Here is a 12,591-nt window from a genome sequence, read left to right as displayed (position 1 = left end):
TAAGCATGTTAGATTAATCAGCATCTCTTAAGATTAAGAGCATGCTGACCACTATTTTTATTTTGCTGATTTGTTGAGTAGGCGAGTTTGCCAAGCAGTCGCGGCTGCAAAGATCTTTTGATAGCCTTGCGGAAGAATACGCTGAATCACATCAACGGCTTTTGCATCGGCTCCAATAAGTAAACGGCGGCGGTCCTTACGAACAGCTTCTAAAATTTGTTGAGCTGCATCATCAGCAGGGGTGCGAAGTAATTTATCGAAAGCATCCTGACTTTTTAGAGGATCCATTCCTAAAGACTGGACGCTATTATTCATGCGGGCAGCTTTGGCAATATTGGTACGAATACCACCCGGATGCACACAGGTCGCACTCACTCCAGCATTTTGTAGATCTAGTTCTTGGCGTAGGGATTCAGTGAAGCCACGAACGGCAAATTTACTAGCGTTATAAGCACTTTGAGTTGGTTGAGCTGTTAAGCCGAACATACTAGAAATATTAATAATATGCCCATCACCACTTTGCTTTAAGTAAGGCAAAAATTCTTTGGTGCCATAAACCACGCCCCAAAAATTAATCCCAATGAGCCATTCAAGATCTTCATAGCTCACACCTTCAGCCGTACTACCTATTGCGACACCAGCATTATTAAAAATCAGGTTAACTTGGCCATGTTCGTCTACAACTGCCTTTGCCCAAGTTGCAACTTTATCACGCTTAGCCACATCGACTTTTTGTGTGGTTACTTTGACTGAATAAGGCGTTAACAGTTCGACTGTTTTAGCTAATCCCGCTTCACTAATATCGGAAAGTGCCAGATGGCAACCTTGTTTTGCGAGTGCAATGGCAAGTGCTTGTCCAATACCAGAGCCCGCACCTGTCACAGCTGCGACTTTATTTTTAAAAGACTTCATAAAATTCTCCGTTTATTTTTCTCATTTCCTATGGTGAAGCTTGTTTAAGAAATAGCCGAAACCTGAGTGTAGTTTTCAATATCGAAGCGACGAGTACGTTGTCGATATTCAAGGGTAAAACCTGGCCAGTTATTGGTATTTTTGCCGTCAGCAGTTTGATACCAACTGGTACAACCTTGCGCCCAGACAGTTTTTTTCATTTTTTCTTGAATGCTTTGATTAAACTCATGTTGAACTTCTGCACGAACATTGGTGAACAGAAGTTTGTTTTGTAGGGTTGTTTGAATGGCATCTAAAATATAATTCACTTGGCTTTCAATCATATACACAATTGAGTTGTGCCCAAGATTGGTATTTGGACCATAGAGCATAAAGAAATTTGGAAAGCCGCTAACAGTTAAGCCAAGGTATGCTTCTGCACCATCTTTCCATGTGTCTTTTAAGGTGCGACCATCAAGACCTGTAATCTGCATGGGCGCCATAAATTCCGTTGCGGCAAAGCCTGTACCATAAATAATGGTATCGACTTCACGCAGATTTCCTTCCGTATCTAAAATGCCATTTTCAGTAATTTCTTGAATGCCCGTATTAATCACATCGACATGAGGCTGGGTCAGTGTTTCATACCAGTGGTTAGAGATTAAAATACGTTTACAACCAATTGGGTAATCTGGCATTAAGCGGTGGCGTAACTTCCCATCTTTAACGACTTTACGGATGTGACGCTGGAATAAATATTCCACCAAAGGCATTTCATTTAAAGAAGTTGTAAAAGCAAGTAGGCGAATTTCATGGTGTCCATATTGCAAAGCACGGTCTAGACTTTGCAAAATTGGTAATTTACGGAACGCCTTTTTCTCTAAAGGTTGGTAAACCCGATCTGGTTTAGGAATCACGTAGGGTGCAGAGCGTTGGTAAACATCGAGATGGGCAACCTGTTTTGCAATTTCAGGTACAAACTGAATTGCACTTGCACCTGTACCGATCACTGCAACATGTTTACCAGTTAAATCATAGTCATGATCCCAACGAGCTGAGTGGAATGCCTTACCTTTAAAGTTTTCAATACCTTTAAGTTTTGGATAGGCAGGGCGGTTGAGTTGGCCTACAGCACCCACTAAAAATTCAGCTTCAAATTGTTCGCCAGTCGTGCTTTGAATGTGCCATACACCTTGTAGGGCATCAAATTCGGCACTGGCTATTTCAGTATTAAATTGAATATGTGGACGAATATCATATTTATCCGCACAGTGGCGTAAATATTGATAAATCTCTTGAGATGTTCCGTAGCGATTTTTCCAGCCTAGCTCTTGCTCAAAAGAAAAGGAATACAGATGAGAAGGCACATCACAGGCAGCGCCCGGATAAGTGTTGTCACGCCAGACACCGCCAACATCAGCAGCTTTTTCAAAGAGGGTAAATTGTCTAAAACCTGCTTGTTTGAGACGAATGGCAAGTCCTAGACCACCAAAACCAGTGCCAATAATGGCGATGCGTACATTTTTATTTGAATTAGACGACGAATTAAACATGGGCTGCTCTAAATCCTTAAAAACAGTGAGCGAAAAAATTGCAATTTCCTGTATGCAGAATAGACGTTTATTTGCTTGATTTAGAGGATGGATGAGGACAAAATATTGTGATTCGAGGACATTCTGAGCAATACAGTGAAGTATGCATGGGCTTTTGAACGCAGTGTACATAGTGTTCGGTTAATGGCTGATTTTGCGGTGGAATCGGGCATTTCTTATCAGACGATTTTGCAAGGGACAGGGCTTAGCCAACAACAATTACTCGACCCTAATATGGTGGTGACAGGCCATCAGGAATTACAGCTCATTCATAACTTGGTTGAGCAACTGGGAGACAGACCAACATTAGGTTTAGAGGTAGGTACGCGCTATCATTTCACCACATTTGGGCCATTAGGTATGGCTCTGATGAGTAGCGCCAGCATTCGTGAAGCACTAGATTTGGCATTGACCTATTTTACATTAACCTTTGCTTTTACCCGCTTTGATGTATCGGATACACCGCAAGGAATCCGTATCGAAATTGATGAGCAAGATATTCCATCTTCAGTGCGTCAATTCATTATTGAACGCGATGCCGCTGCGCTTATTACGGTACAGCGAGATTTGGTACAGGACAATTTTTGCCAGTATTTGGCTTTTTCTTTCCAACTCAAAGGTGATGCCGAGCCTTATCAGGACTTATTTGGTGTGATGCCAGAATTTGGTGCTGCGAAAAGCTTTGTAATTCTTGACCCGCAAAAAGTAGATCAAAAGCTACTTATGGCAAATGATTTGGTGCTACATACAGCTGAAGAACAGTGCCGACAAATATTAGAGAAACGCCAATCACAAAATAAATTTACAACCTTAGTGCAACAGCAGCTTATGAATGTGCGAGGGGAAATGCCTTCTATGCAAATCGTGGCTGACCGATTGCATTTAAATGCACGAACTTTACGCCGTCACTTGGCATCAGAAAGGATGACTTTTATTCAGATACGTGAAGAAGTCAGGCAAGTTCTAGCTGAGCAATATTTGGCATTACCAAAAGCTTCGGTTGAGCAAATAGCCGAGTGGTTAGGTTATGCAGAACCTGCCAGCTTTATTCATGCTTATAAAAGATGGCATGGGAAAACACCTCATGCCATGCGTTTAGTACAAAAATAAAAAAATGAAGGGTGCTTTTGCTTTCCCTTCATTAAAGAGCAGTTTATTTAATAAAGCTTAGTTGCTTACTGATTTTTTCTAAAATCGGTGCTTTCTTGGCTTGAAATTCAACTTTGTTTTGTTGAATCAGGTTGTTGCCTTTGGTGTCGATAGAAATAATGAGAGGACCAAATTCTCTCACACGGTTAATCCAAAGGGTTTCTGGCATACCTAGGTCTTGCCATTCAGCGCCTTCAATCTCTTCAACTAAGGTTGCTGCGAGAACTGCGCACCCACCTGGGAAAATGGCATGAACGGCAATATTTTCCTGACATCCAGCAGCTGTTTCTGGTCCCATGCCACCTTTACCCACAATAAGCTTTACGCCAGTTTGCTTGATAAATTCCCGTTCGAATTTTTCCATCCGCATACTGGTTGTTGGGCCAATCGAAACCATTTCGAAGTCGTTTTTACCTTTTTTGCGCACAATAGGGCCGGCATGAAAAATCGCTCCGCCTTCAAGGTTAACTGGCAGTTCTCGACCTTGTTCGATCAGTCTGCGATGAGCGACGTCACGACAAGTCACCAAGCGGCCAGTCAAGTAAACCACATCACCCACTTTAAGATCTAAAAGGTCTTCATCTTTAATAGGAGTTGTCAGAATTTTTTTCATAGTACAACTCCTTCATGAGACAAGATTTCATACGACATATCTGGGTTAATCTTAATTTTGCCACGGCGATGTGCCCAGCAACCTGTATTTACGGCAACCCCAATGGTTGATGGGTGGCGTGCAGAAGATTCAATATTGACTCCCATTACGCTGTTATTCCCTGTGAGCCCCTGAGGACCAATACCAATTTCATTAAGACCTTGTTCTAACAGTTGCTCCATTAAGGCAGCGCGTGGGTTTTCACTTGTTGAGTCAACTGGACGCATAATCGCGAGTTTAGAAAGTCGAGCTGCGGTTTCAACCGAAGTTGATACGCCAACACCAACCAGTAAAGGCGGACAGGCATTTACACCGCGTTCGGTAATAACATCCATCACAAATTCAGCAACACCTTCATAGCCTTGACCTGGCATTAAAACTTTTGCTGCACCCGGTAGGGTACAACCACCACCAGCCATATAGACATCAATGGTACAAGTGTCGAGTTCAGGCACAATACGCCAGTCTAACCATGGAATTTGAGTACCTGTATTGGTGCCCGTATTTTTTTCATCGAAGGTTTCAACAGCGTTGTGACGTAATGGACCTATGCGTGTTGCTTCAGCAGTTGCTTCGCTCAAAATATCTTGAAGTTCGCCAAGCAAAGGGAAATTGGCACCTGCTTCAACAAAATATTGAATGACACCCGTGTCTTGGCAGCTTGGGCGGTTGAGTTTATCGGCAGCTTGCTGATTTTCTTCCATCGAGTCATAAACTGATTTAGCCAATGGATTAGTTTCTAAAGTACGAAGTTCAATTAACTTGCTTTTCACATCTTTGGGTAAGCGTTTTCCAATATAAGCCGTAAATTTGGCCATGGTGTCCGTAAGGGACTGGACTGCAATATCTTTGTCCATGTTGTGCTCCTTGAAGAAACTTATTCAGATCTAATTGATGTAAATAGGGTTAGTGGGTGGCTTTGGCAGTGTTTACTTTCACCTTTTGGGAGAAGCTCAGCACTAGTGTCAGTAAGGTCGAAATAATGAGTAGGCCTGCCACAAAATAGAGTCCACCTGTGAAGTCTCCAGTTTGATCTTTAATCCAGCCGATCATCGCAGGGCCTGCAAACCCACCTAAATTTCCGATTGAGTTAATCGTGGCAATGCCTGCTGCTGCGGCTGATCCTGATAAGAACATGGTTGGCATGCTCCATAGAGGTGGTTTGGCACAGCTAATACCGACATTCACAATGGTAAGTGCTGCAATTAATCCAATGACATTGTGTGTTCCAGCTGCAATTGCGAGACCAACTGCTGCGGTTAAACATGCAAGAGCAACATGCCATGTACGTTCATTGGTGCGGTCAGAGTGTCGAGACCATAAAACCATGGCAATGACAGAAACGATTGGTGGAATGGCATTTAAAAGCCCGACAGTCATAGACGTTACGCCAAGCTGTTTAATAATTTGTGGTGCCCAGATGCCGAGGGTATAAAGCCCAGCTGACGTTCCGAAATAAATCAATGCAAGGGCAAGTACTCGTGGGTTGGCAAGACCGCGAAGAATGCTGTGATGCTGAGGTGCATTTTTCCCTACATCTTCTTCCTTCATGGTTTTTACAAGCCATTCGCGTTCATCCTGTTTTAACCAAGTGGCTTGTTCAGGACGGTCAGTCATATATTTAAAAACCACAACGCCTAAGATGAGTGCTGGTATTGCTTCAATAATGAACATCCATTGCCAGCCAGCGAGTCCCCAAATTCCATGCATTTCAAGTAACGCGGCTGAGATTGGTGAACCAACTGCTGTGGCAATTGGGGCGGCTGCCATAAATAAAGCAATCACACCAGCGCGATGGCGTGCAGGAAACCAGTAAGTTAAGTACAAAATAATGCCGGGAAAGAAACCCGCTTCGGCAACACCGAGTAAAAATCGCATAACGTAAAAGCTGGTTGAGCTTTCTACAAATGCCATTCCCGCTGCAATCAGACCCCAAGTCACCATGACTCGAGCAATCCAGATACGGGCACCGACTTTATGCAAAATAATGTTGGATGGGACTTCAAATAAGAAATAACCCAAAAAGAAAATTCCGGCACCAAACCCGAGAACTGAGGCTGTAAAGCCTAGGTCTTCTTTCATGGTGAGTGCTGCAAAGCCAATATTGACGCGGTCGATATAGGCTACAAGGTATAACAACATAATAAACGGTACGATTCTCCACGTGATTCGACGTAACGTCCGCTTTTCAATATCCATTTCCATGTCATGACTCCATATTCATGACTACCAATCCTGATTGGTAGTTTTCGCTTTCTTTACCGCTATTCATACGGCTAGATGGCTTTTTCCCGTTCATCCACAGCATTCCTTCTGCGGACGTTTCTATGCTCTTAAACAAGAGACGGCTTATGTCGGGAAACAATGAAATGGATGTTAAACCATTTAAAAAACTGATGAATCGATATAAAGTTAAATCACTATTGCAAAAAACTTAATAATCATGAACGCAGATACGGAATTAGCTTTCTTTTGTTTATTGGTTAAACAAGGAAGTCTTGTCGCGACGGCACGAGAGTTAAACTTGACCCCACCTGCGGTTTCCAGACGTTTAACTCAACTTGAAGAGCGTTTAGGTGTAAGGCTTTTAAATAGAACAACACGGCGAATTAGTTTAACCAGTGAAGGTGAGGTCTACTTTGAAAATGCAGTTCGTATTTTAAAAGAGATTGATGAAATGGAGCGTTTGGTTTCAAGTAGTCGGGCAGCGCCCAAAGGCGTATTGCGTGTGAATGCACCTTTAGGCTTTGGTCGTTCTTATATTGCGCCAGCGATTTCTACATTTGCCAAAATCTATCCTGATGTGGATGTCCAACTGCATTTAACTGACCGCCCGATTAATCTGCCTGATGAAGCCATTGATGTGTCAATCCGCTTTGGTGAAATACCCGATTCACGTTTAATTGCCAAAAAATTGACAGCCAACCGCCGTTTATTATGTGCATCACCTAGCTATTTAAAAATGGCAGGGCAACCGCTCACTCCCCATGATTTAACGCAGCATCAGTGTATTGTGATTCGGCAAAATGATTCAGCTTATGGGAATTGGCGGTTGAGTCATGGCAAACAAGTTGAAACTGTTAAAGTTCATGGGCAACTGAGTACCAATGATGGGGCAGTCGCATTAAATTGGGCTTTAGAAGGCTACGGAATTTTGATGCGAGCAGAGTGGGACGTAGCGAAATATTTAAGAAGTGGTAGATTGGTTCAGGTGTTAGCGGACTATGAAACACCACCAGCAGATGTCTATGCGGTGTATTTAGAGAGACTTAATCTGTCACCTAAAGTCGCGCACTTTTTAGATCATTTGCGCCAATTTTTAAATCAGCATGTCGATGGGCCAGAGCCGCGTTCAAGCTGGTAATGATGGTATTAATCTTGATTAAAAAAGCCAACTTAAAGTCTAAGTTGGCTTTCAACATTATTTTCTATTTAAACGTAAATGCAATAAACGCGTTGCTGAGGTGTGGCGAATTTCATCAATTCGTGCATTAAAATATCGTTCAGTAATGGCTTCGCCTGATAAGTCTTCGACCACTTCAAATCCCATCTGCTCCACTGCATGATGTAAATCTCTTGGTTTAAATTGGCCCAATAAAGGCTCTTTCAGCAAATAGGTAAATTGTGCAACGCCCATACTTCCAAGTCGCTCAATACCGTTTAATTCCTGAAAATCGGTCGAATAGTCGAGTACTACTTCGCTACCGTTTGCAGCAAATTCAGCAATACTTTTTAAAGTTTGTAATGTCGTTTGCGGGTTTAAATAGTGCGTTGTGCCTAACCACGAAAAAAATGCAGGAGCAGATGAATCATAGACACTTCTGGTCAAGGCTTCCGAAATAGACTCTTTTTCAAAGTTAATCGCAACAAATTCAACGGTAGTAGGAATATTTCCTAACTTTTTTAGCTTGGCTTGTTTGGCCGTTTGAGTATCAGGATGATCAACTTCAAAAATTTTCAAAGTAGGATAATGGTGTGATTCACGTAGTGCAAAAGAGTCTAGGCCGGCACCCACTAATACATATTGTTGAGTATTTTGTTGAACTGCCTGAGCAAGTAAATCTTCGGCATAACGAGAGCGTCCGACCACTTGTCCAGTAAGTAAACCTAAAGTGCGGTTTAAAACCGCAGAATTCATTACTTTAACAATCAGTGAATTAGAGAGAAGTTTTTTCCAGCCTTTACTGGTCAGCTCAAAAGCATAAGGATCTGAAAATACAGGGTCCTGTGTATTTTGAAAATGATTGGCTCGTAAGGCAGCAGCGGCTTCAGCAGTACGACTTGATTGTCCTTCTTTCATCTTTATCCTGTTTTTTTATTTCTTGAAGATATTCAACGAAGAAGGCAGTGTATTTCATGGAAATCTAAAATACACTGCCTATTTCTTACAACTGATTTGATCGAAAATACAAATTAGTGAGTTTTTGTCGTTTGATACGTCACTTCATAATCTTTCAAATCTACTTTTTTCAAACGTTGTTTAAGTTTTTTCAGTGACCAAGGCCATGCAGCAAAGTTACGCCCGTTGGCATCAAGGTAGTAACTCTTACATCCGCCGCTATTAAATACGGTTGTTTGTAAGTGCTTTTGTACTAAATCATTATGCTTTTTAATCACATCAGATTTAACATTTAATTTGCTAATTCCTTTGTTTTTAATTTTCAATAAGCCATCTACGATATAGTCGAGCTGTGCTTCTGCCAAACCAATGAAAGAATCATAGACCAATACGTTTGGACCCAAAACTAAAAATGCATTCGGTACATTTTCAATATTGGTCCCTAAGTAAGCCTCTGGTGAAGTATTTTTCCATAAATCATTTAAACGTTGTCCTTTTTCATTAAACACACGTTTACCGATTGGTGGGTGAGATACTTCAAAGCCTGTACCCCAAATAATCACATCAACTTCGTGGCGTTCACCATTGGCAGCAACCACTGTATTGCCTTCAACTTTCACTAAACCATGAGGAATGAGTGTGGTGTTCGGTGCTTGTAGTGCTGGATAATAATTGTTAGCGAACAAAATACGTTTACAACCAATGTCAAAGTTCGGCGTTACATTTTTACGTAGCACTGGGTCATTAATTTGCAATTTAAGTAATTGCTTACCCAATACATTTACTGGTTTGAGCGCAAGAGGGTTACGTAAACCAAAGTTAATTGCATTCAGTGTTAACGCTACACTTTTACGCCAGCTCGCCTGAATAGCCGGATATTTAGCAATCACTGATTTACTAAATTCGCCCAAGTCTGTATCTGGTTTTGGTAATACCCAAGGTGCTGTACGTTGGAACACAAACAGTTCTTTCGCTTTTGGTTGAATTTGTGGCACAAACTGAATAGCAGATGCACCAGTACCAATCACGGCAATGCGTTTACCAGTTAAATCATAATCATGGTTCCATTTTGCTGAATGGAACATTTCGCCTTTAAATGTTTCTAAGCCCTCAAGACGTGGAATTTGAGCTTCGGTAATTGGACCTGTGGCAAAAATAACGGTTTTAGATAAATATTGACCAGTGGTGGTGTCAAGTACCCACACATGACGTGATTCATCCCACGCGGCATTCAGCAATTCATTATTAAATTCGATTTTAGAGGTAACATTAAATTCGTTACTTACATCTTCCAGATAACTTAAGATTTCTGGTTGGCGTGCAAATAAATGGCTCCATTTTGCACTTGGTGCAAATGAGTAAGAATAAAGAGCAGAAGGTACATCGCAACCACAACCTGGATAGGTGTTCTCACGCCATGTTCCACCCACGCGGCCAGCTTTTTCAATAATTTTATAATTGGTATAACCAACTTGATCTAGGCGAATGGCAGCAGCGATCCCTGAAATGCCCGCACCCACAATAAAAGTATCGAAAATATGGCTTGGTGATTTGACAGCTTTTTTTGCTGATGCATTTGTTTTCATTTGCGCAGTCATATGTGTACTACCTATAAATTTCTTATTTAAATAATTTGTACGATGTACCAAGGAACTTGGTATACAAGCTTGGGGATGCACGCTTCATGAGCCAGAATAACTTCGCATCAATTTGAGGAATGGTATACATCTCATCCTGATCAAGACGGTTAAGGGTTAATCTTGCAACATCATCACTTGTGGTCAGCGCATAGTTCATCAGTGCATGGTCTGCAAGCTTTGAATAGCGTCCGGGAATTCGACCATTTTTAATGATATTGGTAGGTACCAGCGTCGGGCAGAGCACGTTCACCTTAATGTTAAACTTACGCAGTTCGGCAGAAAGCGTTTCTGAAAGCGCACGCACACCCGCTTTAGTCACGTTATAAGCAGTCATTTCTGGTGCAGCCGTGTAAGATGCCGCAGATGCCACATTAATAATCGCGCCGTAACCTAACTTTTTAAACTTGGGAACAAATGCATGACAGCCATGAATAACTCCCCATAGGTTAATATTCATGACCCAGTTCCAGTCTTCTAGGCTGAGTTCGTCAAACTTGCCACCTAAACCTACTCCAGCATTATTAATGACAAGAGTCACAGGGTGCCCAAGTAAGATTTCAGCAGTTTCAGCGAGATGGTTAACTTGTTCAGCATTACCCACATCACAGCGCATAGCAAAAGCTTTTGCACCTTCTTGTTCAAGAAGTTTTACTGTTTCTTCAGCAGCTTCGAGATTAATATCTGCACACACTACGCTACCACCACGGTTCGCAAGTTCAATTGCAAAACTTCGACCAATCCCACTGCCTGCACCCGTCACTACGGCATAAGCTTTTTGGCTTGGTTTAACTTTCTTTTTGCCAAATAAAATCATGATTCATCCATAAATAGCTTGAAGAGATACCAGCTACCTCTTTGATAGCTGGAAATGCAGGACGATTAAGACATGCGTACTGGTGGGGTAAATTCTTTAACAAAGTAAGGAGCAATTGCGCCGCCTTCGGTCAGCAATTTCTTTTTGTAATACTCAAGATATTCAGTTGTATCATGATCATTTGGATGAAAATCTGGGCGTAAGTAGTCAAGAATTTGACCAATCGTACTGCCGAAAACTCCATCTTTTGGACCAAAGATTAAGCCTACACCGCGACGAGCATCTTTCCAGAATTTCAAAGTCAGCATCTCTTGTGGCTTTCTTAACACAGGCACAAATAATGTAGTCGCAGGGATTAAACCTAAAATGGTAAATAACGCGAGGAAGAAACCAGACGCGCGTAGTGCATAGCTACCATTTAAAAGTTGATAGACATCGTAGGCAATATCTTTATGCTCAGATTCTTCAAGCATATGCCACATCCACAATGCACGGCTTTTTTCGTCATCTGAATAATAGAAGTTCTTTTCGTGCTTCATCATGTATTCAGCAAGTACCGCAGTAAAATGCTCAATACCTGCCATCATTGATAATTTGAGTGGCTGTGGAAACTTTAAGAAAACATACTTAAAGAAGTTTGAGCCAAGAAAGCGATATAGTGCAACAGGATATTCAGCATCTTGAAGGGCATCGTTATATTCATTGTGCAATTTAGAATGAATTGCTTCTTGGCCAATCAACGACGTTACTCGCTGCTTTAATATTGGATCTTTAATAAACTCACGGTGATGGCGAGCGGTTTCAATCACCAGATCTTCACCGTAAGTTAAAAACACCGAAAGTGTGGCAAAAAACAAAGTAGCAAATTGATTGTCCATATAGAATCTGACATCAATTTCTTTACCATCAAAACCAATATTTAAATGTCTGATTGGAATTGAGCTTTTGCTAGCAAAATCTGGTAGCTCAATTTCACGCTGAAATTTAAGTTTGTTGAATGATTTTTTAACTGCGGTCGAGATCATGGCGACACCCTGAGGCAAAGTAGTGGTGCATTTTGATGAAAATCAATAAACTCAATGATCAACAAAGCACTGTAAAATTCCATTTTCAAAAACAGATGATTCTCTGCATTGACTACGGTGTTGTTGCTCCGTTATTTGTTTGATTATTTGGCTGAATAACGGAAGAAGAACCGAGGCAGACAAGAGCTGCTGAACGAGTCTTCTTTAATTTTTTCATATTAATCTGACATTATGTTCGGATTCAATTCGGGTAAATTCTTAAATATATAGAAGTATTTTATAGACATTCTTTGTAATAATAATTTTAAATAAATTGGATTCATCTTTTTGAAAAATAATAAATTAAATCTATTCCTAATCTCTGGAAATAATAAATTAAAACATCAATTGATTGATAAATTGAGATCTATTTTTCTCAGTTTTTTTACTTAAGTTTGACAACTATTCGGATTTTGTTTTTTTATTTCTACCTACTCAGATTACATGCTA

At 41.1% G+C, this 12,591-nt stretch carries 11 protein-coding genes; 2 read left to right on the top strand and 9 right to left on the bottom strand.

All coding sequences use genetic code 11. From position 1 onward, the window contains the following. Positions 1-57: 57 nt before the first annotated feature. Complete coding sequence (locus tag AC52J8_RS12455; protein ID WP_086400116.1) at positions 58-912, bottom strand: SDR family NAD(P)-dependent oxidoreductase; 855 nt, start codon at positions 910-912, stop codon at positions 58-60. Positions 913-956: 44 nt separating this feature from the next. Next, positions 957-2,444: a flavin-containing monooxygenase gene (locus AC52J8_RS12450; protein WP_086400115.1), complete on the bottom strand. Its 1,488-nt coding sequence runs from the start codon at positions 2,442-2,444 to the stop codon at positions 957-959. 135 nt (positions 2,445-2,579) lie between these two features. Here AC52J8_RS12450 and AC52J8_RS12445 point away from each other — a divergent pair, with 135 nt between their 5' ends. Further along, positions 2,580-3,593, top strand: a complete 1,014-nt coding sequence (locus AC52J8_RS12445; RefSeq protein ID WP_086400114.1) for an AraC family transcriptional regulator — start codon at positions 2,580-2,582, stop codon at positions 3,591-3,593. A gap of 43 nt (positions 3,594-3,636) precedes the next feature. Here the strand turns inward: AC52J8_RS12445 and ttdB are convergent, their stop codons facing one another. Genes ttdB through AC52J8_RS12430 form a run of 3 tightly spaced genes read right to left on the bottom strand, consistent with a single transcriptional unit; the run spans position 3,637 to position 6,489 of the window. After that, the gene (gene ttdB / locus AC52J8_RS12440) at positions 3,637-4,245 is read right to left on the bottom strand and encodes a L(+)-tartrate dehydratase subunit beta (RefSeq protein WP_086400113.1); all 609 of its coding nucleotides are present in this window, start codon (positions 4,243-4,245) and stop codon (positions 3,637-3,639) included. Then, positions 4,242-5,141, bottom strand: a complete 900-nt coding sequence (ttdA, locus tag AC52J8_RS12435) for a L(+)-tartrate dehydratase subunit alpha (protein WP_000356537.1) — start codon at positions 5,139-5,141, stop codon at positions 4,242-4,244. Before ttdA ends, ttdB begins: the two co-directional genes overlap by 4 nt. Before the next feature lie 49 nt (positions 5,142-5,190). Beyond that, complete coding sequence (locus AC52J8_RS12430; protein WP_086400112.1) at positions 5,191-6,489, bottom strand: MFS transporter; 1,299 nt, start codon at positions 6,487-6,489, stop codon at positions 5,191-5,193. A gap of 238 nt (positions 6,490-6,727) precedes the next feature. Between AC52J8_RS12430 and AC52J8_RS12425 the strand changes: the two genes are divergently transcribed. Next, positions 6,728-7,648, top strand: a complete 921-nt coding sequence (locus tag AC52J8_RS12425; protein ID WP_086400111.1) for a LysR family transcriptional regulator — start codon at positions 6,728-6,730, stop codon at positions 7,646-7,648. Between the two features lie 57 nt (positions 7,649-7,705). Here AC52J8_RS12425 and AC52J8_RS12420 read toward each other — a convergent pair whose 3' ends face one another. The 4 genes from AC52J8_RS12420 to AC52J8_RS12405 form a co-directional block, all read right to left on the bottom strand. After that, a complete protein-coding gene (locus AC52J8_RS12420; RefSeq protein WP_086400110.1) occupies positions 7,706-8,584 on the bottom strand; it encodes a class I SAM-dependent methyltransferase in 879 nt (292 codons plus the stop codon). Between the two features lie 113 nt (positions 8,585-8,697). Further along, positions 8,698-10,221, bottom strand: coding sequence for a flavin-containing monooxygenase (locus tag AC52J8_RS12415; RefSeq protein ID WP_086400109.1), 1,524 nt, complete (start codon positions 10,219-10,221; stop codon positions 8,698-8,700). A gap of 22 nt (positions 10,222-10,243) precedes the next feature. Further along, positions 10,244-11,077 (bottom strand): SDR family NAD(P)-dependent oxidoreductase, encoded by an 834-nt coding sequence (locus tag AC52J8_RS12410; protein ID WP_086400108.1) that lies wholly within the window; start codon positions 11,075-11,077, stop codon positions 10,244-10,246. Between the two features lie 65 nt (positions 11,078-11,142). Further along, positions 11,143-12,102: a metal-dependent hydrolase gene (locus AC52J8_RS12405; RefSeq protein WP_005070390.1), complete on the bottom strand. Its 960-nt coding sequence runs from the start codon at positions 12,100-12,102 to the stop codon at positions 11,143-11,145. Between the last annotated feature and the right edge of the window lie 489 nt (positions 12,103-12,591).

Source organism: Acinetobacter sp. S-1 (assembly GCF_059579785.1).
This window is presented reverse-complemented; position numbering and strand designations above follow the sequence as displayed.